Raw genomic sequence first — 24,565 nt, 5'->3', positions numbered from 1 at the left:
TTTAAGTACTCAGTTATCAAACTAAATTAGGAACAGGAAGATTGGGCATCTACGTCAGCTTTAGGCTCATAATTACCCTAACGTAAATGAATAATTTGCTCTTTTTTTAAAAACATAACATTTTAGGGGGGCAAACTTAAATGTGATTGGCTGGCAATGCTAGTTGCAATTGGGGGGGACTAATGGTCGTTATTTTTCAGATTATTTTTAACTTATTTTTAACTTACTCTTAACTTATATTTGGCTTAGCTGAATCATATTTTGTTTTAGATAAGCAACAGTTAAGTTTGACTTTGCTATTGAGTTTATAGCAATAGCAAAGTCAGAGTAGGTTGGATGTAACTGAGGTCTAAATAATCAATTTTTTATACTTTCATTTTCATTGAAAATATTTATAAAACTGCTTATGCAACCTTAGTTGAATGTAAAGAGCGGCGAGCCGTAAGCACAGGGTGTTCATCTAGATATTTTTGTAGATTAGCTATTTGCTCAGTTGATAAATATAGACCTCGTTTGGTTCTTCTCCATATAATATCTTCAATATTAACAGCCCACTCTTGCTCGATTAAAAAGTCAATTTCTACTTGATATAAATCAGTGCCGAAACACGTGCCCATTGCTTCAATACTCTTAATATTTTCGAGTAAATTAAACGTTCTGGTACCGTAGCTGCGGATAAACCGGGTTCTTAAGCTTGATGGTAACCATGGGTAATCTACTTTTAACCCTTCGGTTAATAGCGCTATATTAGCGAAATTGCCACCTGGTAGCGCTTTATCTGCTGTCCATTGAGCGCCCATATTTGAGAAATAAGGACTTAACTTATTAACAGCTGCTTCAGCTAATTTTCTATAAGTTGTTATTTTACCGCCAAAAATTGAGAGAATAGGTGCTTTCTTATCAATATCTTCTAATTCTAAAGTGTAATCGCGAGTAACGGCTTGAGCATTAACAGACTCGTCATCTAATAATGGTCTTACACCAGAGTAAGTGGTAACAATATCTGCACGTGATATTTTCTTCTTAAAATATTCATTGGTAATATTTAATAGGTAGTCAATTTCATCTTCCGATATTTTTACGTCAGATGGCTCACCATTATATTCAACATCAGTTGTGCCAATTAATGAAAAATTATCTTCAAAAGGAATAACAAACACGATTCTCTGATCAGCATTTTGCAACATATACGCTTCAGGCTGATCATGAATGCGCGGTACTACGATATGGCTGCCTTTAACTAATCTAATGTTTTGAGGAGATTTTAGCGGTAATGCATCTGAAAACAATTGAGCAACCCAAGGTCCTGAGGCATTAACAACACTGCGAGCTCGTATTACATTAACATCACCATTTAAGCGATCTTGTAGGGTAATAACCCAAACATTGTTTTCACGAACGGCCTTTATGCATTTAGTTTGTGTTTTTATTGTGGCGCCATTTTCTTGTGCCGAAAGTGCATTTAAAACCACTAAACGCGCGTCGTCTACCCAACCGTCTGAATACTCAAAACCTTTGGTGATGCTACTCACTAATGGACTGTCATCGCCAAACTTAATTCCTCTTGACGCTTTTAATGTTACTCGTTTTGCTAAGTTGTCATAGAGGAATAAACCAATTCTGATCAGCCAAGAAGGCCTTAAATGACGTTGATGAGGTAATCTAAAAACTAGAGGCTTAATGATATGAGGCGCATTTTTCAACAAAATTTCACGTTCAGCTAACGCCTTTTTAACAAGACTAAATTCATAATGCTCTAAGTATCGTAAACCACCATGAATAAGCTTGCTGCTGTTAGATGAAGTAGCTGAAGCTAGATCGTTTTGTTCACACAATACAACATTTAGCCCTCGGCCTGAGGCGTCCGCGGCTATACCTGCGCCATTTATGCCACCACCAATAACAGCAACGTCAAATATTTTATTTTCTTCTTTCATAAATACGCCTTATCATTTTGTATGATAAATGGGATGTTCGATAATGAATTATAATGTTCGTTTTGTTTCGTTTCAAGTTGCTTTTGTTCATTTTAGTATAGGTTATGTATATTTTGGGCGCAAAAAAAGCGCTAGTTAGTTGTTAACTAGCCATATTTTTGGAAGAAATTTATTTTATAAAAAAGTGTAAATTAGATGATATGCGTAGTAATAGCGTTGTTGCTGAGTATTTCTTGAATTGCTTCAGGTGGTGCTTGGTCAGTAAATAGATGATTAATTTGTGCAATGTTACCTTGTTTAATCATAGCGTTGCGGCCAAATTTAGAGTGGTCTGCAGCAAGTAATACATTGGTTGAATTATTAATAATGGCTTGTGCTACTTTTACTTCTCTAAGATCAAAGTCAAGTAAAGAGCCGTCGTTACTGATACCGCTAATGCCAATAATACCAAAGTCCATTTGAAACTGACTCATAAAGTCACAAGTGGCTTCACCTATAATACCGCCATCTCTGTGGCGTACTTCACCCGCGGCAATTATAACGGTAAAGTCTTCTTTAGCCGATAAAATGGTGGCTACGTGTATGTTGTTGGTGACTATATTTAGCGCACTATGATTAAGCAAAGCACGAGCAATTGTTTCTGTTGTCGTGCCGATATTGATAAACAAAGAAGAGCCGTTTGGTATCATTTTTACAAGCTCTTTTGCGATACTTTCTTTTGCTTCTAAGTTTAAAATTTTCCGTGATTGGTATGAGGTGTTCTCAGTTGTCGAGATACTTTCAGCGCCGCCATGATGGCGAATTATTACCCCTAACTGAGCAAGTGAATTGAGATCTCTTCGTATCGTTTGCGGGGTAACTTTAAAAATTTGTACTAATTCATCGATAGTAATAAAACCTTTCTCGTGAACGAGATCGATAAGTTCAGTTTGACGTTGGTTTAGCGCCATAAAGGCTTCCTCTATTCGACAGCTTACAAGAAATGAAAATTATCCCACAGATTATATATTTTCCAAAACTAATTGTTTAGCATTATTTAAGGCAAATGTTCGAATATGAAAATAATTGTTGCCAATTTCGAAAGGGATTGGCATTATCGAATATAATTTAATTATTAAGTAAGATAAATAGGAGCTATGTTGAAATACTTATTAGCCATTGATCAAGGCACTACAAGCTCAAGAGCCATTCTTTTTACGCCATTAGGCAAAGTATACGCTTCGGCCCAAGAAGAATTTGAACAGCATTTCCCACAAGATGGCTGGGTTGAACATCATCCTAGTGACATTTGGCAAACTGTTCTACGCACTTGTCGTAAAGTTCTTGCAGACAATAATGTTAAAGCAACTGACATAACGGCCATCGGTATTACAAACCAAAGAGAAACGACTTTAGTTTGGGACAGAAACACCGGCGAACCTATTTATAATGCGATTGTTTGGCAAGACAGACGTACATCAGATTATTGTGAGTCAATATCTAGCCCTCATATTGAAACGATAATAAATAATAAAACAGGGTTATTATTAGATCCTTATTTCTCCGCAACTAAAATTAGATGGATTCTCGAAAATGTTGACGGTGCACAAGAGAAGGCCGAAAACGGTGAACTTGCTTTTGGAACTGTTGATAGCTTTTTATTATGGCATCTAACGGGTGGAAAAGTTCATAAAACAGATGCCACCAATGCTTCTCGTACGATGATTTTCAATATTCACCAACAAGAATGGGATGAAGAGTTGCTTGAACTATTCAAAATTCCAAAGCTAATGCTACCTGAAGTTATGGATTCATCAGATGACTTTGGACATGTTGATAGCGAATTACTTGGTAGTGAGATTCCAATTTTAGGTGTGGCAGGTGATCAACAAGCGGCTTTATTCGGCCAAGCCTGTTTCGATGAAGGTATGGCAAAAAGTACTTATGGCACCGGTTGCTTTTTAATGTTGAATACCGGCAATAGGGCGCTTAAATCAAAAAATAAATTATTAACAACGGTTGCTTATCGATTAAATGGTAAACCAACTTACGCTATTGAAGGCAGTATTTTCATGGCCGGGGCTACTATTCAATGGATCAGGGACGGTTTGAAGTTAATTGGCTCTGCTTGTGAAACCGAGTCAATTGCTGAAAAAATGCCGTTAGATCATGGTGTTTTTCTTGTGCCGGCATTTACTGGCTTAGGTGCACCTTATTGGGACCCTAATGCGCGAGGCGCTATTTTAGGGTTAACACGTGACTCTGGTATAAATGAAATTGTAACTGCAGGCCTGCAATCGGTTTGCTATCAAACAAAAGATTTACAAAAAGCAATGGAAAATGATGGTCTTAGGCCTACTTTAATTCGTGTAGATGGCGGTATGGTGGCTAATAATTGGTTGCTAAGCTTTTTGTCTAATATTTTAGGGGCAACAGTTGATAGACCCGAAATTATTGAAACAACAGCCCTAGGTGTTGCTTATTTAGCAGGTCTTAAAGCCGGTGTTTTTAATTCAACAGATGAATTAGCTAAAATGTGGCATTGTGGAAAGCGTTTTACGCCAAGTATTGATGATACTCAACGTAATGATTTATATAACAAGTGGTTGGCTGCGGTTAAACGCGTGAAAAGCTAATGTTTGAATAAGCCGTTATTAAGTCGTTTAACATGCCAGTTGTACTGGCATTTTTTATTTCTGCCGTACTATTTTTACAGCGTAATACGCGATTGATTAATCAGTTGTATTGTTAATAGTTAACCTGAACTCTGGATAAGCAGCACTTGCTCAATGTTCCCTTTTAATCCATTTTCTGCGTTAAAACGTCGATAAATAGCGCGCTATTCATAAACGCTTTGCCTTGGAAATGGCATAAAATGAAGCATTGATGATATCTATTCGTGATGTTCACCTGGCTATAGCATTTACTTTATTACCTAAGCTTTTGGTTTACTTGAGTTTCAAGCACTCATTATCCAGAGTTCAGGTTAGTTAATGTGAAAAACGTCAAAATCCACTTAATAGCGATTAATTATCCAACTTTAGTAATGAAAACATACAACTGTCCATTGATTTAATTTATTCAATTGGGATAACTAGTTTGGCAAATAATTCTGAAACTCTATTACAAAATATAAAATAATTACCCAGATAATGAACAGATAAAGCAAAATGCTACGGCTTCTGAACTCGGTAATTTGAATGATTTGTATGTTAAAAGTTAACGTGAAACATTATTTTTACGCATGATAATTTTTGTCGTTTTCTAACGAGAATATAATTCACATTAAGGGTAACTTTAACAGTACTAACTTTATTGGTTGGTATTTCATGGGGAACCATATAATTAAATTTAAAAACAGTGACTTACTGATGTTTTTGATTGTTTATTATCGCTTGTCGGAGTAAAAAAATTAAGCCAGTAACATTGATTTTCTTTATAAATAGGCTATTGCTTAACATATTCCTGGTTGTTTTGTGATCGAAATGCAGTGAAAAATATAACCTTAAAAAGTGGAAAAAGGTTGAATTTTTTTTGTATTCGAGTTATTTATAAGATAAATAGGTTAAATAATAAAGTTAACGTTAAAATGTAAACGCAAAAACAGGGGAAGAAAAATGTCTACAAAAGTTATATCTACACTCGGTAAAAGAACTGCAATTGCTTTAGCTGTTGCTAGTACTTTTACTAATGCAAGTGCTTTTGCACAAGATGCACCAAAACCAACTGAAGTCATTACAGTTACTGGCATGCTAAGCAGCTTAAAATCTTCAATGCTTGATAAAAAAGAATCAAATGTTGTGTCAGATGGTATATCTGCAGAAGATTTAGGTAAATTTCCAGATTTAAACGTTGCTGAGTCATTACAACGTATTACCGGTGTATCAATAGATCGCAGCGGTGGTGAAGGCCAAGCTGTAACTGTACGTGGTTTCGGGCCTCAATTTAATACGGTATTAGTTAATGGTCGCCAATTAGCTACCGACAGCGCGGGTCGTGAATTTAACTTTGACGTTTTAGCTGCAGACCAAATTACCGGAGCTGATGTTTTTAAAACAACTTCAGCAAACTTACAAGAAGGCGGCATTGGCGGTACCATTAATGTTAGTACTGCACGCCCATTCGACTATGAAGGTTTCCAAGTGGTTGGCTCTTTAAAAGGTATGTATGAAAGCCTTTCTGAAGAAACGTCGCCAGCAGCATCTTTACTTGTCAGTAATACTTTTCACGAAGACCGTTTAGGTGTTTTACTTGCAGTAAGTCACTCTGAGCGTGATGTACAAATTAACCGTATTGAAACGGCGGGTTGGCGCCCAGGCCAAACTATTTCTAACGATGCTGATGGCGATGGTGAAGCTAATGTGCTATTTACCAATGCATACATTCCACGTAACTGGGATCAAATTGTTGATCAACAAGAACGTACGCGTACCAACGCAAGTTTAGTACTTCAATACGCTCCAACTGACGAAATAGAAATTACTGTTGATGGCTACATGTCAAAATTTGAAGTTAAATCTGAAGTTACAGATTTGGCGTCTTGGTTCGAACCTGATCGTGTAGACTCTGCAACGATAGACGCAGCAACAGGTACCTTAACTTCGTTCAACCAAGGTATTGGTTTAAGTGGTCCTAACGGTAGTGGTAACCCTGCAACTGACTTTGTTTCTCATACGCGTAATTCTCGTGATGTAACAAATGAAGGCTTTGGTATTAATGTTCAGTGGGACATTACTGACCAACTAGTATCGACATTCGATCTTTCAACATCAACAGCAGAAAACGATCGTGCTGGTCGTGACCGTTTTAATGTTGTAGGCATCATAAATAATTATGCATTTGATGGTACAGGTAGCTTACCAACCGTTATTCATGATGGTTTTGGCGGTGGTAACTTACCTGATGCCAACTTATCTCGTTTACATTACAACGAAAAAGGTAACCAATTTACTGATAAAGACGACATAACTGAATTCAAAGCTGATTTTGTATACAGCGCTGATGGTGATGTTTTTGAACAAGCGCGTTTCGGTTTATACCGTCAAGAGCGTGAAAAAGAAAGTTTTCAAATTTTTGGTAATCAATGTCAATTTTGTGGCTACGGTGAAGCTGCGCCAAATGATATCTTAGATTTCAAACCATTTACGGCTAATAACTACTTCTCTGGTTTAATTGATACTTTTTATGCATATGACGGCGACGCTTACGTTGACTTCTTAGCATCTCAAGGCTTTCCAATTGAGCCAACACTACAAAACAACCGTTATAAAGTAAGTGAAGATATTACTTCACTATATGCTGATTTTACTTTCGGTTACGACGTAGGTGACATGCCATTAACGGTTAACATTGGTGCTCGTTATTCAACAACTGATGTTAATGCCGCGGCAGTGCAAAGTGATATTGCTAACGTAGTACCAACAACCGATCAAACATTATTTAGTAATGTTTTTGGCCCAGCGAATGATATTAACGAATCAGGCTCTTACTCTAACCTTTTACCAAGTGTAAATGTTAAGTTAGGACTTCAAGATGACATGGTATTACGCTTTGCTGTATACGATTCATTAACACGTCCTACTTTGTCACAGCTTTCACCAGCGACAACATATAATGAACCACGTCGTCAAAACTTAACGGCGCAAGGTGGTAACCCTAACCTGAAACCATTTACTTCAGAAAACTGGGATATCTCTTACGAGTGGTATTACTCAGATGCAAGTTTATTTAGCTTTGCATTCTTCCACAAAGAAGTAGATGACTTTATTGTAACTTCTACTAGCGCTGAAACATTTACCCTAGCCGACAGAACAGGGCCAGACTTTGCTTGTGAAGGTGCAAACTGTAGTGATGCAGATGAACTAAATGGTGAGCAAGAAGTATATACCGTTACTCGTCCACAAAACACTGAAAGTATTACCGTAACGGGTTATGAAATTGCCCTTACGCATATTTTTGAAAATGGTTTCGGTTTTACAGCCAATGCGACTATTGTTGATAGTGACCAAGAGCTTGGTGATGACCCTACAAAAGCATTCGCACTTGAAGGTTTAGGTGATTCTCAAAACCTTATCATGTTTTACGAAGCTGACACATGGCAAGCGCGTGTAGCTTACAACAACCGTGAAGGTTTCCTTCGCTTAGTTGATAACGGCTTTAACGGTGAACCTGTAAATACCGAAACATTCGGTCAATGGGATGTGAGTGCAAGCTACGATGTTAATGAAAATATCTCAGTATTTTTTGAAGGTATTAACGTAACAGAAGAAGAGCTAGTACAAACGGGTCGTTTTGCTAACCAAGCCTATAACATTGAAGATAACGGTTCTCGTTACGCAATCGGTGTTCGTGGTAAATTCTAAAACAACGTTTTTAGTTTACGCTTAAGTCTCCTTAACTTAAGTAGTGCTAACTTGGCCTGACTTGTTAACAAGCAGGCCATTTTTTTAGTAAAAATAGTTGGTATATTTTTACTAAAAAAATGTAGAGTATTGTAAAGCGTTATATTACAGCATCAGATCCTTGTATTACCCTCATCGTGTACGATGTTAAGTTAGGAAAATTTGAATATGTCCAACACTGTAAAAAATATCATTATTATTGGCGGTGGCACGGCGGGCTGGTTATCAGCCGCTATTATTGCTGCCCATCATAAAGATGCTAAAAACACTGAACTTAATATTAAGTTGGTTGAATCTTCTGACATTCCAACTATTGGCGTTGGCGAAGGTACATGGCCGACCATGAAAAACACCTTACACAAAATCGGCCTAAAAGAGAGCGATGTTTTTCGAAAATGTTTTGCCACCTTTAAACAAGGTGGAAAATTTGTTGAATGGGTGCATGGCAATGGTGACTTTTATTATCATCCATTTACCTTACCTTTAGGGTATGGTCATATCGATTTAGCGCCTTATGTGTCAAATGTTGAAAACTTCGCCCAAGAATCAAACTTTCAATACGATATTTGTGAAGCCGGCTTAGCACCACGAACGTTAGCTGATTCAGAATACCAAGGGCAATGCAATTATGGTTATCACCTTGATGCAGGCGCACTAGCGGAATTATTGAAAAGACATTGTATTGATACTTTAAATGTAGAGCATGTTGTTGATACGGTTGATGAATGCATTAGTGAAACGGGTGAGCGTATTGACGCGGTAGTATTAAATAAACTCGGTAAACTAACCGCAGACTTATTTATTGATTGCTCTGGTGCTCGTTCATTATTACTAGGGAAAACCTTAAATGTTCCTTTTAAAAAGGTTGATGACGTATTGTTTAACGATAGGGCATTGGCGATGCAAGTTCCTTACGAAACTGAAGACGCTCCCGTTGCATGTCATACCATTGCAAGTGCGCAAAATGCCGGCTGGATATGGGATATTGGCTTAACCAGTCGCCGCGGTGTTGGGCATGTTTATTCTAGTAAGTTTCTTTCTGATGAAGAGGCTGAGCAAAACCTGCGAAATTACTTAGGCGATGCAGCGAATGGTCTTGAAGCTCGAAAAATTAGTTTTGAACCAGGTCACAGAGAACAGTGGTGGAAAGGTAATTGTGTTGCTGTTGGCATGGCGGCAGGATTTGTAGAGCCGCTTGAAGCTACCGCAATTATGTTAGTTGAGCTTTCAGCGCGCTATATAGCCGAAAATTTGCCCGCTGATGAAAGTTTAATGCCTGTGGTAGCCAAGCGCTTTAATACTCAAATGTCGTATCGTTGGCAACGTATTGTTGATTTTCTTAAATTTCACTACATGTTAACTAAGCGACCTGAGCCCTATTGGCAGGCGCATTGTGATCCAAAAACATTTCCTGAAAGTTTGAAAGAAGATATAGCCTTGTGGCAGTATCGTGGCCCAACAACTAATGACTTCACCAGTGCCATGGAACTTTTTCCTGCGGCAAGTTATCAATACGTGCTTTATGGTATGGAGTTTAAGCCTGACTTTACTCGCCAAGGATATTTACATAACCAACAGCAAAAAGCTCAACAAGTGATCAACCGTAACGAACAACTAACACAACAAATGTTACAAAGCTTGCCACCTCATCGCGACTACATTGAAAAGTGGCTTGCGACTTCAACTTAGAGAATAATAATGACCGAATTAGTAGAATTAAGTAATAGCGAACACAGCACTTTAAAAGTGCTTGATAACGCCGCGCTTGGCTTTGTTAAACAACAACATATCTTAAACATACGGGTAAAAGAAATAACACAAGCTATTAGTAATTTTCCGGTTTTTTTAGTTAAAAACCCTCATACAGGCATGTGGAATATTTCGGCGCTTACAAGTTTCGAAATAGGGCAAAACTTGTTTGTTGCTGATAACAAGTGGAATGCTATTTTTACTCCTACTAGCATGCAAACGTTTCCATTTTTTTTAATGAAACTCACGGGAGAAAATAAAGGATATACCATAGGCATTGCGCCCAAAGATCAGGCTTTTTCAAGCACGCAAGGGCAACGTATATTTGAATCTTCAGGTAAGCCAAGTATATTGTTAAGCCGAGTGAAAACCCTGTTAGAAGCTGATATAAAAAATGATATACAAAGTTATCAATTTGCTCAAAAGCTAGAGAGTATGCAATTGATAAAACGCATTAACCTGGTAGTGCAATATGGTGATTCAACAGTACAAACCTTGCAAGGCATGCATACCATTGATGAGACTAAGTTACAGCAGTTATCAAACGACGATTTGGGTGCGTTAAATAAGCAAGGCTACCTTATGCCTATCCATGCCATGCTAATGTCTATTACTCAACTTAATAGCCTTATTCAAAAGCATAATAATATTGAAAGTAACAAAGCTATATCGCAAGTTAAGCTAGCGCTGGAGTAATAGGGGTAAAAAAGCAGTTAACAAAAAGCCATTCTAATGAATGGCTTTTTAATATCTGTATTTTGTTAGATTTTCAGTAAGGCTTCACGGGCTGTTTAAGCCACTTCTGCAGAATCAGTTTTCTTCTTAAATACTAATGACGCACGATTTTTAAATACAAATCGGTTAATGAATAACGCCATGAAAATACAGATAAACAAGGTAATAGTCATCATGTGAATATAATGAAATGGTGCCCATACAAATACGAAGAACGCATAAGTTAAGGTACCGGTAATAACTGCAGCAATGGCGGCTTTTGAGGCAACATTGTTAAATAATAACCCAACAATAAATACCGATAAAATAGGCATACTTAACATACCGTAAAGCTCTTGTACTATATTAATAATACTTTCGGCTGAAGAGTAAAAAGGCACTAATAATAGCGCAAGTACACAAAAAATAATTGAAGCGACATTACTGACTACATGCACTTTAATTTGTTTCTCTTTTTGGAAATAAAGCTCATGAATATCACAAACATATAAAGCTGCAGATGAGTTTAAAATACTGTTAAACGTTGTTAAAACCGCCGCTGCCATCATGGCTGCAAACGCGCCTGATAGCCAAGTAGGTAAAACTTCAGCAACAATTTTACCGTACGCTAAATCACCGACATCACCAAATAACTTGTAAGCAACAACACCAGGAATAACGATCATCGGTGGAATAACTAAAATACGAATTAATGCAGCAGCAAAAACACCTTTTTGTGCTTCTTTAATATTGGGGGCTGCCATCGCACGTTGTGTGATCGTTTGGTTAGTGCTCCAATAGAAGGTTTGAATAAAAATCATACCTGTTAGTAACGTGTGCCAAGGTAATGGTGAGTCATTACCACCAATTAGCGTTAATCGCTCTGTTGGAATGTCACTAAAGTCAAAATTAATTGCTGCCATTGAAAGGACTACAACCAACATGCCTAAAGATAATAAACCAATGCCGCTGTAGGTATCTGATACTGCTACTGCTCGTAAGCCACCAAAAATTGCATAACTAGCGCCTGCCAGGGTAAATATAATCGATAGGGTCATTATTGAAAGTTCAACATTAAACATTGCTTTCATAAACAATGATCCGCCATATAAAATAGCAGGAAGGAAAATAAATAAATTACCTAACAAGAATAAAGCGGCTATTACAGCACGAATATGTGGGTCATTGTAGCGGCGCTCAAGCAACTCTGTTGTGGTTGTACATTTATTTTTGTAGTAAATGGGTAAGAACACTTTCGCTAAAATCATTAAACCGAAAAATGCGGCTATTTCCCACCACGCCAGAAGGATCATTTGATTACCATTCATACCAATAAGTTGGTCGGTACTTAAGTTGGTTAAAGTAATCGAACCTGCAATAAAAACCCAAGATAGGCCTCCACCGGCAAGAAAATATTCTTTATTTGAATCTGAACCTGATCTTGCTGACCCTCTACATTTTAAGTAAGTTAAAAATGCAATGAGCGCAGTGATTAAACAAAACACCATTATTTGGATTGATTGGTTTTCCACAAATACTTCCCCGATATCACTAATTTTACATAAAGCTACGCAATTACACGTAGCTCAACGATTTTTCTTTTTACTTAAACTTAATTTAACTTTGCTTATTTTTACTGGGTTTCGTTTTACGGTACTCAGTTATACTTGAATTAAGTATTATTTATTTTAATAACAGCAACGTCAAAAGCGTTTAATTGCGCTTGCCCTAATATAAAACTACCCATGTTTTGATCAGGAAACTCTTGTGGATAGCTTGCATAATTAAATACATAAGCAATATCGCCACGTTGTACAATACGCATATCTTTTGGAAGACGAATATTGGGAATAGCGCATTCGTTTGCTAAGTTCTCAAATAAGCTGATCAAAAAAGCATCACAAGTTAATGATGCAACATAAGTGGTTTTACCATGTCGCACGACAGCGGGTGTATCATCATGATAGCTTGCCACTATGGTTGCGCCATTTGGCACATGCAACTCCTCGCGCCAACATCTACTCTCAAATGTGTTTCCTTGATAAAACAATTTTTCATTGCAATCAGGTCGAATAGTTTCGGTGGATAAGACTTTAATTGGCAATAGTGTTTGCAGTTTGCCTGGAGGTAAATTTGGTGCTAGCGATAGTTCATCAGTTTTACTACCCGAGCGAGGACCAAAGACAAAATGAGCACTAGTTTGTTGACATTTTTTTATAAAAGTATCATCAACAATCGGTAAGCATGGTGCAATAATTAAGTCGTATGGTTCAAAATCACTGTCCGTAGAAATAAAGTCTACCGCTAATCCTAGTTGACGTAATGCCGAGTAATAAGAAAACTCAGTTTTTTGATGATTATAACTATCACCTTGACGTTCAATTTCGCTTACCCATTGATTCACCGTGCCTGAAATTATCGCTACACGTGCTTGTACTGGTGCCTCAATAGAGAAATTTACAGTGGTTAATTCATCACGCATTTGCTCAATTTCAGCCCATGCGGCGGCTTTTGAATTGTCGTTACGTTTAACGCCAGCGTGCATTTGCTCTTGTGCAAACGGTGCTTGGCGCCATCGGAAATAACACACACAATCTGCACCATGTGCAAAGGCCTGCCAAGACCATAAACGCACCATGCCTTTTTCTGGACGAGGATTATGATGAGCCCAGTTAACAGGGCCAGGTTGTTGCTCCATAATCCAAAAATTCTTTTTACTAATACCGCGGCTTTGGTCAAAGTCGTAACTTGCAAAGTCAGGGTGACCCGTTCGCATATAAGGTTTAAATTCTTCAGCAGGTCTATCTGCGAAGAATAAATCTGAGCGGCCTAGCGGGTAATTGTCGTAGCTAACAAAATCTAAATTTTCAGCAAGCGCGTAATTATCGGTTTGCGTATCCACCATGGGAATAAAATTGTGCGTAACAAATCTATTAGGAGCATATTGGCGAATGATTTCTATCATGCGGTTATGAAAACTAATAACTTGATCAGAGCTAAATCGACGATAGGCAAGTTGATGGGCAGGGTGAGTTTCAGTTACAGCTAAAATGGGCAATTCTATTTGCTCAAAATTTTGATATTCCATTGACCAAAATACTGTACCCCATTCACGGTTAAGTTTGTCAATTGCTTGGTAACGTTTTTTACACCACGCTTGAAATGCTGATTTAGCAGCAACCGAGCCACTATGAGTAGTATCATGACAAGCTATTTCGTTATCTGTTTGCCAGCCACAAATTGCCGGATGTTCTCCGTACCTTTTCGCTAAAACTTCTGATATACGCATGGCTTCGCGAAAGTAATTTTTACTAGAAAAGTCGTAATGTCGGCGAGAGCCAAAGCCACGTGTGGTACCGGTATTAATATCGACAGGTAATATGTCAGGGTATTTATCAATTAACCATTTAGGAGGCGTAGCCGTGGGAGTACACATGATAACTTCTAGGCCAGCATTGGCTAAAGTTTCAATGGCGCGGTCTAGCCATTCGAATGTGTAAGCCCCTGCATTTGCTTCAATTCTTGACCATGAAAATTCGCCAATGCGAACATAGCGTAATCCTAATTCACGCATTTCTTTAGCATCTTGGGCCCACATAGATTCTGGCCAATGCTCTGGATAATAACAAACACCTAACATTTTTTATTCCGCTATTTTATTTATTAATCTTTTATACATACTAACCTTATTTATATGATATATTCCAGAGGTATTTACATTGAACTAATTATTTTAGCTAATTTAGAATAAAATAATGCTTTGTAATTTTATCGTGCCGTTTTAAATTTTTAAATTTAACCCTGCTAATTGTAACTATCAAAATATCAGTAAAATATTTCAAGATGAAGGACGTTTACCATGAAACCATCCCAGCACTATGTTCAACTTAATAGTACTAATTCTAGCTTAATTGTTGACTGTCAGAATAAAACACCAGCAATTCTTTATTGGGGAAAGGTGTTATCTAAACAAACCTCTGCACAAATGTTAACCCAGTTGTCGACACGACAAGAAGCAAAGTGCTCATTGGTTATCGAAGCGCCTATTTCTTTATCTCCTTTAGTAGGCGAAGGTTTCACTGGTGCGCCGGGTCTTGAATTAAATAATCATGACTATGCTTGGTCGTTTGGCGGAGAGTTAGCTAATATTGTTCAATCTGACGATCAAAATGTAATTTTTGAAACCGTCGATACAATTCGAAATATTAAATTAATTCATACTTTATCATTACATAAAGAGACTGATGTTTTATCAGCTTCAACTAAAGTGGTTAATTTAGGTGAACAACCATTATCAGTTAACTGGTGTGCTGCACCAACAATAACTTTACCTGATCAAATGAATAAAATTATGTCGTTTGAAGGACGCTGGTCAAATGAGTTTCAGTGTAATTCTCTTGATTTATTTTTAGGAAGTTTTGTGCGTGAAAACCGTAAAGGTAAAACCTCGCACGATAACTTTCCAGGTATGGTTATGCATAATAACTTTACACATGAACAAGCTGGCGAGTGTTATGGCTTTCATCTTGGCTGGAGTGGTAATCACAAAATGCGCGCAGAGCTTTTAGCTGAAGGGCGAAGCTACGTACAGTTAGGTGAGCTTCTTATGCCGGGTGAATTAGAGCTTGCGACTAATGAGTCTTATGAAAGTCCGACATTATATGCGGCGTATTCAGATAAAGGCTTTAGCGCTTTATCTCGTTGTTTTCATCAGTTTGTTCGCGCTAAGCTGCTTTCACCTAAGCTAAGTCAAAAACCTCGCCCAGTTCATTACAATACATGGGAAGGAATATATTTTGATCATGATGTTGATACCTTAAAAAGCTTGGCTGATAAAGTTGCAGGATTAGGCGCTGAGCGTTTTGTTTTAGACGATGGTTGGTTTAAAGGCCGTCGCGGTGACTTTGCAGGTTTGGGCGACTGGGTAGTTGATAAAGAGATCTATCCAGAGGGTTTATCGCCGGTAATTGACCATGTTAATGAAAAGGGGATGGAGTTTGGTTTATGGTTTGAACCTGAAATGGTTAACCCTGATAGTGACTTATACCGTGCCCACCCTGACTGGGTTTTATCTACAGACGGTAATGCACAGTTAAATTTTCGAAATCAATTAGTGTTAGATTTAACACGAGATGAAGTGGTTGAGTATCTATTTAATGCTATTGATGACATTTTGGTTGAATACCCAAAAATAGTTTACATAAAGTGGGATATGAACCGAGATATCAACCACGCCGGAAATGCCTTAGGTAAACCAGCAATTCATCTGCAAACAAAAGCAGTGTACCAACTTATTGACCGAATTAAAGATAAGCATCAACATGTTGAAATTGAAAGCTGTTCATCGGGTGGCGCGAGAGTTGACTACGGTGTGTTAGCGCATACTGATCGTGTTTGGACTTCTGATTCAAATGATGCCTTAGACAGACTATCTATTCAACGTGGTTGTTCATTCTTCTTCCCAAGTGAAATAATGGGCGCACATGTTGGTCCAAGAGAATGTCATATTACTGGTCGTATAGTGAGCATGGAAATGCGAGCAGCCGTGGCATTCTTTGGTCATATGGGACTTGAAATGGACCCAAGAGAACTCACCGAACTTGAATGTGAGCAGTTAAAAACCATTATTGCTTTACATAAAAAACACCGTAAATTAATCCACACTGGCGAGTTAGTGCGCTTTAATCGTGATGGAGACTCGATTAATTTTGGTCTTATTAATACAGATAAATCGAAAGCACTTTTTGCTTATAATAGTGTTAATGAAACTAAGAGAACCACACCACCGAAATACCGTTTTGTTGGCTTAGATACCGAAAAAACCTATCAGTTATCGCTTGTTTGGCCTACTAAGCTTAAAGAGTACTCTCCTTCAGTACTGAGTGTTATTGAAAAACAGGTGTATACAGGTGCATCACTTATGCAAATGGGTATGCAACTACCTGTATTATTCCCACAATCTTCGTTAATTTTTGAGTTGAATGAAGTAAAGAACTCGTGATAAAACGATTGTATAACTGATTTATAATCGTTGTTTTTATAAATGCGAGTTAGCTAAATTGTAAAGTTTAGTTAACTCGCATTTTTTCAGGGTAGGGCTCTTGCTTTTGAAGTAAAGCATTCAAGTGCTTTACTTCACTTAAAATTTCTCCCGTGGTAAGTGTTATATAACGAATACTTCTGGAGAAATTTTCATTGATATAGACATTGCGTCGTTAGGTTTTAAAGCCGTGACACCGGTATTTTCAATGCCTTTTTCAGCCATATTGATTGCATCTGTACTATGAGTTACCGGTTCGAAACAAAAAAAGTCTTCATTTTGGGGGCTATAGATAACTAAAAATTTACAGTTTGAACTTGTGCTAATGTTAGCTTTTGCACTGAGTTCGGGCCATGTTACTGTTGCATGACCATTAAAACCGGTAAAAACATTATCTAAACTACTGCCATGAACGGGAAATCCGGCCGATCTATTCATTGCCGCAGGTTTCACTACTAACTGTGTTGGCATACATTCATCATCTACCGCCCACATTTTGTCTACTTCACACTGAATTAATGTTTCCTTGGTTAAATTAAAATAAGGGTGTAGCCCTAAACCTGCGGGTATTAAGCAATTATCAGTGTTTTTCATCGTCAAAGTAATGCTCAACGCTTTTTCTTCAAGTATAAAAACTTGTTTAGCGCTATAAGAATATGGCCATTCAGCAACACGATAATGATATTCTAAGGTTAAGCTCTGTTCAGATTGTTCTGTAATGGTCCAAGGTAACTGCCAGCCATGGCCATGAATACTATGCTTTTCGGGTAAGTGATTAAGTGGCAGTGATATATTTGTTTCTTGCCATGTAAATTTTCCTTCTCTTATGCGGTTAGAGTAGGGTATTAAGGGAAAACAGTTACTTGCTAAAACAGACTTTACGTTATCTGTTTTTCTTAAAATGGGGACAAATTTATCATTCAATTTTGCCTCATAAACTAAAATAGCACCACCTAAGCTTGGTGAAATTTCTACTTTAGCGACATTATTAGTTAGAAATATAGCAGTCATAAAGTTAATTAAATATTATTTATAATATAAAATAATTAAAGCATTTAACTGTGTTTTTGTCTAGTAATGAGTAAATTGAAAGATATTTCTCTACAGTTTATCTAGCATATTTTCATATTAGTTTATGATAATGTGTAGCTAATTGCCGTTAAATTATCCTAAATAGTACAAATTGGTTCAGCTACTCCAGTTGCACCTTGTAACTTATAAATAAATACATTGCCAGACAGTGGGGCTTTAGCCAGTTCGCTTGCAGTTAAGTCTTTTTTTGCACTCGTGATGATTAACCAATCGAGATCTGGCCCGCCAATAGAAACACATGAAGGCTGCGATACGGGTAAGGTAATTTCAAAGTCGATGTCACCCTCTTTATTATACCTAACGACTTTACTATTGCCCCATTGAGCATTCCATAAATTGTCTTGTGCATCTATGGTTGAGCCATCAGGAAATGCCGATGTAATGGTGCGGGCAAATAAGCGCTTATTGGTAATTTCGGTAGTATCTTTACAAAAGTCATATTGAAATATTTTATGGGTTAATGAGTCAGTGTGGTAAAGAGTATCGCCAGCGTTGTTCCAACATAAGCCATTAGATATTTGTAAATTTGTTATTTTCTGATGACAATCTAATTGATGATCTAAACAATACAGAGCCCCGTTTTGTGCAGATAAATTTGAATTTTCTACCATTGTGCCAGCCCAAAACCGCCCTTGGCGATCGGTTTTACCATCGTTAAAGCGATTGCCTGCAACGTGAAGTTCAGGCTGATTTATCCACTCTAATTGCCCTGTATTAAGGTTATATCGGGCAATGCCTTGTTCAAAGGCGGCAATGATTTGATCGGCGTTATTGGTAAATGCAAAACTTCCGATACGTTGTGGTAACGAGAACTTTTCTAAAACTTGGTTAATGGGAAAAAATCGGTATAAATCAGCGTTTTCAATGTCTACCCAATATATAGCCTGTTGCTTTGCATGCCACAGTACACTTTCACCTAATTGGCATTGGCAGGGGATAATGTCAATAAGTTCGGCTGCTAAGGTTTTCTTAATCATAAAATATTTAAATTGTAGTTAAATTTTCGTTTAGTAATGTAACGCTCTTTTTTACTTGTGCTAGTTTGTCACCAGATTTATATAGGCCATTGCCGATACCTACTGCACTTGCATCAGCTGCAAGCCATTGTAACATATTGCTTTTTGAAACATCGCCAACAGGGATTATATGAACATCGTTTGGTAAAACTGATTTCAGTGCTTTTATGTGTGAAAACCCATAAGTTTGTGCAGGAAAAAGCTTTAGCCATCTTGCGCCAGCATGATAAGCAGAAAATGCTTCTGTAGCGGTTGCTATGCCAGGAATTACATGGAGATTTTTTAAAATACAATATTCAATAATACCAGTATCACAATGAGGAGAAATTATCAGTTTAGCGCCAGTGTTTTCAACTTGTATTGCTTGCGCTAAAGTTAACACCGTACCCGCACCAACTAAACAATCTTTTGGCATACTTGAGACTAAGTTGGCAATAGAATCTAATGCGTTAGGTGAATTTAGCGGAACTTCAATAACACGAATGCCATGTTGGTAAAGACAAAGCGCAATATCGACAACTTCATTGGGGTTTACGCCTCGCAAAATAGCTATAACGGGGTGGTTTTTAATAAAGGTTTCCACGTTATTTCCTTATCAAATATAAATACAGTTTTATTGATTTTTTGAAGAAAGCGCAATTATTTGCTGATATACAGCATTAAAGCCCAATAAAGTCATATCTGTTACTTTACATATATTGGTTTTTATACCATGCATATTAAGTACTTGCGAAAATTGCTGACTTAAATGTGGTGCACCTATAATGGTAACTTCACCTAATGCAGCTAATTGCCATTCTTCGGCGTTCATTGCGGCTCTAACATCACTTCCTATCAGTAACCCTGAGAGGTACGAATAGGCTTGAGAATCGGTTAACTCTCCGAAAAGTTGCTTACTTCTGACGCTAAATAAGCCATGCGTAAAGCTGCCTAATTCGCTTTTTAAAGTAAAATCGGCACCTTTTTGAAAAGACGCTTCATCGAAGGTCGCATGATTTTTTTTAATGAGAATGCTGTGGTTAGTTAAAAGATCAAATAACTCGCCGGTCATAGCAGTTTTGAATAATTCAATACTACCATTGTTAATTAAAACCCATTTCGTGTGTGTTCCGGGCAGACAGACTAAATGAGTATTAGAAAAATTTTCAGGGTTTAATTGTAGCCAACCAAGAACTTGTAACTCTTCGCCACGCATAACGTCGTAATTATCATTTTTTAAGCGGCAACTTAAACCAGGAACGATACTAATTTGATGACCAGAACAAACGAAGTTAGTACATTTTGATGGTATATTGCCGAGTTTTGTTGGACATGGAAGGTATTCGGTTTCTTGCCAACCTATACTTGAGCCAATTTGACCCATCATGTAAATAGGAACTTTTCCATGCTGTGTAACCCATGGTTCAATGCAGTCGAATAATGTTTTTTCAAAACTATCAACGACTTTATTAACACCTAAGCCATAAGCTTCTTTTGTTAAGCTTAAGGTTTTGTCAGCGTTTATTTGGCAAAGAAATGCCCGTAAATGGCTGGTGCCCCAATCAACTGCAATAATATAGCTATAAGCTGTCAATTAAGTTCTCCCACCATCAATTATAATACCTTGTCCGGTGATAAGAGCACTGTCGTTAGACGCTAAAAAAAGTGCCAAGTTAGCAACATCTTCAGGCAAAATTCTCTTTTTTAAAGCCATGGATTCCATCCATTTTTGCTCTTCTTCATCTGTTAACCAGCTTGATAATTGCCGTTCTGTAGCTACCCAACCCGGAACGATAGCGTTGACTCGAATATTATGCTCACCAAACTCTTTTGATAATGCTTTAGTCATTCCCATTAAGCCCGCTTTAGCCGTAACATAGCCGGTCATGTGTTGTAGACCAATCAAAGCATTGATTGAACTAAAGTTAATAATACTGCCATAATTTTGATTTTTCATGGTTTTATAAGCAGCTTGTGCGGCAAAGAAAGCAGGATCTAAATTAACCTGCATACATTTATGCCAATCGTAAGCTGAAATATTTTCAATATCTTGGCGATGATCATTACCAACGTTATTAACCAACACATCTATGCCGCCAAAATGTTCTACTGCTTCATGAACAGAGGCCTGAAGGGCTTCAGAATCGGTAACATCAACCGTTTTATACCAAAGCTCGTTGTCTGGTGATTGTGGCAATGAATCAATTAATGCTTCAGCCATTGTTTTGTTTGAGTCGATAAAAGCTACTTTTGCTTGTTGTGCTCTAAATGCTTTAACCATTGATGCACCAATGCCACCAGCACCACCGGTAATAAAAACAACTTTATCCTTTAAACTTTTATATTGAGTAGATAAACTCATTATCCTGCTCCAAACACTTTATATATCTATAATTATGTGCCTAAAATACCGGCATATTAACGCTAAATTTTTTACTTTTTTTTAACAAGATAAAGTTATATCATAATTATATGTAATTAAATATGATATAACTTATTAATAATACCTTGTTGGAAGAAAAAAATGAAACCCTCACCTAGACAAAATTTAACGCATCAACTTACCTATGATTTAGGCATTGCGGTTGTTAAAGGAACATATCCTGTTGGGGGAGGTCTACCTTCTGAAGCTGACCTTTGTGTGCAATATAATGTTAGCCGCAGCTCTACCCGTGAAGCGGTAAAAATGTTATCAGCCAAAGGGCTTATTTCTTCTCGACCTAAACAAGGTATTAGAGTGCTACCTGAAAGTAGCTGGAATATGTTTGATACCGATGTACTAACTTGGATATTAAGTAGTAAACCTTCTTTAGCCTTACTTAAGGAGTTTACTCAAGTACGGCTCGCCATTGAACCACAAGCCGCTGCACTTGCTGCAATTAATGCGACTTATGAACAATTAGAAGATATTGATAAAGCTTTATCGAGAATGGTTGATGCTGATCAAGGCTTAGATGATCCTTTAGATGCTGATATTGCTTTTCATACCAGTATTTTAGTTGCCAGTGGAAATCGTTTTTTTGTCCAATTAACCGAGTTTATTGGTACCGCATTACGCGTTAGTATTCGCTATACCAATAAAATTAAAGGCGTACCAGGGGCTGATGTTAAACAACATGCTGATATTTTAAATACAATTAAATCACGTAACCCAGACAAAGCGCGTGACGCTGTTACGGCAATTTTAGAAGAAGCATTGGAATTAATTGATTCGCAGCTTTAGTTTATAGACCTAACTTAGACCGAGCTCAAGTTAAGCCTAGCTCAGTAATAACCTTTACAGTTATTATTCTACAAGCCTATATGTAAAGTCGCTTTAACTAGCTCACCTATTAAGTGTATATATTATAAGTGGGCTATCCACTTTATGTTCAACCAACCATTATTAATATTATAATTTGGGCCGAGCGACATTCATCGCAAGTACTATCTCTTCTATCGACTCTGTTTGATCAAAATGCTCTACCGACACGGGTAATTTTTGTAACCAATTAGGGTGCTGATCAATCGTACCCGGTATATTAACTTGTTCTAAACACTCCATAGCATCTTCCAAAGGAATTAACTGAATATGGCTAGGAGAAGCAGCAAGGTATTTTTGTACGGCAATAGTCAATTCTGTATTCATTTGGGCAGGTTCAAGTTCTGGCGCTTTATCCAAATTAATCACTTGAAGATCATTTAACGCGGCAATAAGGTTTTTACGTTCGCTGTCACGTCCGTTTCTGTCTGTATGCCCAGCTTCTTCACTAGGATAAAGGTTAAGTTGTTGGCGCCACTCCAAATCTCGTCCTTGCCACCAACCTGATAAAGTAGATGTGTCATGGGTTGCTACGGTAACTACTGATTGTGCTGGGAAGTTATCGGGGCGTTTAAATAAACCTGATTCCCAACGTTCAAAAAATAAGACTTTAAATGATAACAGTCCTGCATTTTGAATGGTTTCACTAAAACCTTCAGGCACATTACCTAAATCTTCTCCTATGACTACACAATTATTTCGGCGAGATTCTAAGGCAATAATACGTAAAATATCATCCCACGGAAAACTGATATAAACCCCTTCATCGGCTTCCATACCGGGTGCTACCCAGTACTGACGCATTAAGCCTAAAATATGATCAATGCGTAATGCTCCTGCATATTGCATGCTACTACGTAACGCTTTAACTAAAGGTTGATAGCCCTGTTGTTGCAAAGCTACAGGGTTTATTGGTGTTAAGCCCCAGTTTTGTCCTAACGGATTCATACCATCGGGTGGGGCACCAATTGAGGCACCTGCAACATAAACTTCTTTGTCCGACCAAACATCAAAACCTGAACCGTCACAACCTACAGCTAAATCAAGATATAAACCAATCGCCATATTCTGATCAATGGTTTGTTGAGATACGGTACTTAATTGTTGGTGGGCCAACCACTGAAGGAAACAAAAGTACTCAATGCGTATAGCATGAGAAAGCTTAAATTTGTGTACGGCTTCGCTATCTGGGTCTTGAAAGCTTAACGGCCAATCAGGCCAACCATACGAGTTTTCATCAGCGAGATGAAAATGTTCATACAAAGCGTCAAAAGTAGCGAAACGCTGTAAATCATTACCATTGGCTTGTTTAAACTGTTCAAACTCATCAGCCATTTTTATATAGCATTCGTTGCGACAACTAGCTTTGAGGTTTACGCAAAAATCATCAAACAATAATTCGGCTATTTCAAATTTTAGTTGTGCTACTTCAGGGTAATCAATCAAACTACTGGCTTTAGTATTAGCAATGCGCTGCTGAAATAACTCGCTGCTTACCTTTGCTTGAGCAAGTGGGCAAAGTTCAAAATTTGGAATCTTACTTATATCAATATACAGCGGATTTAAAAAACATCGACTAGAAGGAGAATAAGGGCTTCGATGTGCGGGGTTGTGTTGATAAAGTGGGTGCAATGGATTTAATCCAATAGCCGCCGCTTGTTGTTTAGCTGATTTTTCGACAAGTTGAGCCAAGTCGGTGAAATCGCCCATTCCCCAGTTGTTTTTACTCACTAGAGAATATAATTGCGCTGTATAACCCCATGTTTTATTAGCTGACGCTTCTTGCGCACTGAAACAAGTTTTAGGTGCAAAGATAAGTGGGCAGCTAGTTTGGGCCTCACCAAAGCTAAGGGTAAATTGATAGTAACCTTGAGCTAGTGATGGCAAGGTTAATAAATATTGGCAATAATGTGTGTCATCTATGGTTATTTCTGCAATGGCTTGCATCTCTTCGACATTAAAAGCTCCAACAACCTCATTGCCAACAGTGCTTCCAATTTCAGGGGTGACTTTCCAATTTAATAATAAATTGCCAATTTTAGGCAGGCTTACTTTAATGCTGTGCTGTTGCTCTTCCAATATAGCTATATGTACAGGAGGTAAAATATTCAGCCACTGACTCTGACTTAAAGAATTAATCGCTAGTTTAAGAGCGCTTTCATCTAAATCGAAGCCCATTGCTTTTAATAGTGCACCTTTGGCCTGGTCTTTGGCATAAACCTTATTACCAAATGTACCGGTATAACTTGCATGAAAACCTACTAAATCTGCTAGTTGTTCAATGAGATTCATATCGACACTCTTTTTTGTTGTGTAATAAAATTACGTGATTTTGTAACTCTAACAATTTATAGGTT

16 protein-coding genes are annotated in these 24,565 nt (G+C 37.6%); 6 read left to right on the top strand and 10 right to left on the bottom strand.

Annotated elements, in window-relative coordinates:
• Window positions 1–404: 404 nt before the first annotated feature.
• Window positions 405–1,937, bottom strand: a complete 1,533-nt coding sequence (gene glpD, locus B6A32_RS15300) for a glycerol-3-phosphate dehydrogenase (protein WP_085305639.1) — start codon at window positions 1,935–1,937, stop codon at window positions 405–407.
• Window positions 1,938–2,128: 191 nt separating this feature from the next.
• Window positions 2,129–2,887 carry a DeoR/GlpR family transcriptional regulator gene (locus B6A32_RS15295; RefSeq protein WP_085305638.1) on the bottom strand — a complete coding sequence of 253 codons (759 nt, stop codon included), beginning with the start codon at window positions 2,885–2,887 and terminating at the stop codon, window positions 2,129–2,131.
• 186 nt (window positions 2,888–3,073) lie between these two features.
• Between B6A32_RS15295 and glpK the strand changes: the two genes are divergently transcribed.
• The 4 genes from glpK (at window position 3,074) to B6A32_RS15275 (ending at window position 10,762) form a co-directional block, all read left to right on the top strand.
• Window positions 3,074–4,552: a glycerol kinase GlpK gene (gene glpK, locus B6A32_RS15290; protein ID WP_085305637.1), complete on the top strand. Its 1,479-nt coding sequence runs from the start codon at window positions 3,074–3,076 to the stop codon at window positions 4,550–4,552.
• A 981-nt stretch (window positions 4,553–5,533) separates the two neighbouring features.
• A complete protein-coding gene (locus B6A32_RS15285) occupies window positions 5,534–8,278 on the top strand; it encodes a TonB-dependent receptor (RefSeq protein WP_085305636.1) in 2,745 nt (914 codons plus the stop codon).
• Between the two features lie 207 nt (window positions 8,279–8,485).
• The gene (locus B6A32_RS15280; RefSeq protein WP_085305635.1) at window positions 8,486–10,006 is read left to right on the top strand and encodes a tryptophan halogenase family protein; all 1,521 of its coding nucleotides are present in this window, start codon (window positions 8,486–8,488) and stop codon (window positions 10,004–10,006) included.
• Window positions 10,007–10,015: 9 nt separating this feature from the next.
• Window positions 10,016–10,762, top strand: a complete 747-nt coding sequence (locus tag B6A32_RS15275) for a SapC family protein (protein ID WP_085305634.1) — start codon at window positions 10,016–10,018, stop codon at window positions 10,760–10,762.
• Between the two features lie 95 nt (window positions 10,763–10,857).
• Here the strand turns inward: B6A32_RS15275 and B6A32_RS15270 are convergent, their stop codons facing one another.
• Both B6A32_RS15270 and B6A32_RS15265 read right to left on the bottom strand, forming a co-directional pair.
• On the bottom strand, window positions 10,858–12,312 hold the full coding sequence (locus B6A32_RS15270; protein ID WP_233131439.1) for an SLC5 family protein: 1,455 nt from the start codon (window positions 12,310–12,312) through the stop codon (window positions 10,858–10,860).
• A 140-nt stretch (window positions 12,313–12,452) separates the two neighbouring features.
• Window positions 12,453–14,420 carry a beta-galactosidase gene (locus tag B6A32_RS15265; protein ID WP_085305632.1) on the bottom strand — a complete coding sequence of 656 codons (1,968 nt, stop codon included), beginning with the start codon at window positions 14,418–14,420 and terminating at the stop codon, window positions 12,453–12,455.
• A gap of 219 nt (window positions 14,421–14,639) precedes the next feature.
• Between B6A32_RS15265 and B6A32_RS15260 the strand changes: the two genes are divergently transcribed.
• Window positions 14,640–16,781: an alpha-galactosidase gene (locus tag B6A32_RS15260; protein WP_085305631.1), complete on the top strand. Its 2,142-nt coding sequence runs from the start codon at window positions 14,640–14,642 to the stop codon at window positions 16,779–16,781.
• Window positions 16,782–16,943: 162 nt separating this feature from the next.
• Here B6A32_RS15260 and B6A32_RS15255 read toward each other — a convergent pair whose 3' ends face one another.
• The 5 genes from B6A32_RS15255 to B6A32_RS15235 all read right to left on the bottom strand — a co-directional run bounded on the left by B6A32_RS15255 (window position 16,944) and on the right by B6A32_RS15235 (window position 21,269).
• Window positions 16,944–17,831, bottom strand: a complete 888-nt coding sequence (locus tag B6A32_RS15255) for an aldose 1-epimerase (protein WP_085305630.1) — start codon at window positions 17,829–17,831, stop codon at window positions 16,944–16,946.
• A gap of 158 nt (window positions 17,832–17,989) precedes the next feature.
• Window positions 17,990–18,889 (bottom strand): SMP-30/gluconolactonase/LRE family protein, encoded by a 900-nt coding sequence (locus tag B6A32_RS15250; RefSeq protein WP_085305628.1) that lies wholly within the window; start codon window positions 18,887–18,889, stop codon window positions 17,990–17,992.
• A gap of 7 nt (window positions 18,890–18,896) precedes the next feature.
• On the bottom strand, window positions 18,897–19,511 hold the full coding sequence (locus B6A32_RS15245; RefSeq protein ID WP_085305626.1) for a 2-dehydro-3-deoxy-6-phosphogalactonate aldolase: 615 nt from the start codon (window positions 19,509–19,511) through the stop codon (window positions 18,897–18,899).
• Between the two features lie 30 nt (window positions 19,512–19,541).
• A complete protein-coding gene (locus B6A32_RS15240; protein ID WP_085305624.1) occupies window positions 19,542–20,501 on the bottom strand; it encodes a 2-dehydro-3-deoxygalactonokinase in 960 nt (319 codons plus the stop codon).
• A complete protein-coding gene (locus tag B6A32_RS15235; protein WP_085305622.1) occupies window positions 20,502–21,269 on the bottom strand; it encodes an SDR family NAD(P)-dependent oxidoreductase in 768 nt (255 codons plus the stop codon).
• A gap of 162 nt (window positions 21,270–21,431) precedes the next feature.
• Between B6A32_RS15235 and B6A32_RS15230 the strand changes: the two genes are divergently transcribed.
• Entirely contained in the window at window positions 21,432–22,130 is a 699-nt protein-coding gene (locus B6A32_RS15230; RefSeq protein ID WP_085305621.1) for a FadR/GntR family transcriptional regulator, read from the top strand.
• 168 nt (window positions 22,131–22,298) lie between these two features.
• On the opposite strand, the gene malQ is transcribed toward B6A32_RS15230, so the two are convergent.
• On the bottom strand, window positions 22,299–24,500 hold the full coding sequence (gene malQ, locus B6A32_RS15225) for a 4-alpha-glucanotransferase (RefSeq protein ID WP_085305619.1): 2,202 nt from the start codon (window positions 24,498–24,500) through the stop codon (window positions 22,299–22,301).
• Window positions 24,501–24,565 lie beyond the last annotated feature (65 nt).

This window comes from Colwellia polaris (assembly GCF_002104515.1).
In the GTDB taxonomy this organism is placed as follows: Bacteria; Pseudomonadota; Gammaproteobacteria; order Enterobacterales; family Alteromonadaceae; genus Cognaticolwellia; species Cognaticolwellia polaris.
Note: the sequence above shows the minus strand (reverse complement) of the source record. Positions and strands in the feature narration are given on the sequence as shown.

Excerpts from the sequence above, each read along its gene's own strand:
- B6A32_RS15285 (WP_085305636.1), top strand. The coding sequence starts at position 5,534 with ATGTCTACAAAAGTTATATCTACACTCGGTAAAAGAACTGCAATTGCT.
- B6A32_RS15260 (WP_085305631.1), top strand. The coding sequence starts at position 14,640 with ATGAAACCATCCCAGCACTATGTTCAACTTAATAGTACTAATTCTAGC.
- B6A32_RS15265 (WP_085305632.1), bottom strand. The coding sequence starts at position 14,420 with ATGTTAGGTGTTTGTTATTATCCAGAGCATTGGCCAGAATCTATGTGG.
- glpD (WP_085305639.1), bottom strand. The coding sequence starts at position 1,937 with ATGAAAGAAGAAAATAAAATATTTGACGTTGCTGTTATTGGTGGTGGC.
- glpK (WP_085305637.1), top strand. The coding sequence starts at position 3,074 with ATGTTGAAATACTTATTAGCCATTGATCAAGGCACTACAAGCTCAAGA.
- B6A32_RS15275 (WP_085305634.1), top strand. The coding sequence starts at position 10,016 with ATGACCGAATTAGTAGAATTAAGTAATAGCGAACACAGCACTTTAAAA.
- B6A32_RS15255 (WP_085305630.1), bottom strand. The coding sequence starts at position 17,831 with ATGACTGCTATATTTCTAACTAATAATGTCGCTAAAGTAGAAATTTCA.
- malQ (WP_085305619.1), bottom strand. The coding sequence starts at position 24,500 with ATGAATCTCATTGAACAACTAGCAGATTTAGTAGGTTTTCATGCAAGT.
- B6A32_RS15280 (WP_085305635.1), top strand. The coding sequence starts at position 8,486 with ATGTCCAACACTGTAAAAAATATCATTATTATTGGCGGTGGCACGGCG.
- B6A32_RS15235 (WP_085305622.1), bottom strand. The coding sequence starts at position 21,269 with ATGAGTTTATCTACTCAATATAAAAGTTTAAAGGATAAAGTTGTTTTT.
- B6A32_RS15295 (WP_085305638.1), bottom strand. The coding sequence starts at position 2,887 with ATGGCGCTAAACCAACGTCAAACTGAACTTATCGATCTCGTTCACGAG.
- B6A32_RS15250 (WP_085305628.1), bottom strand. The coding sequence starts at position 18,889 with ATGATTAAGAAAACCTTAGCAGCCGAACTTATTGACATTATCCCCTGC.
- B6A32_RS15230 (WP_085305621.1), top strand. The coding sequence starts at position 21,432 with ATGAAACCCTCACCTAGACAAAATTTAACGCATCAACTTACCTATGAT.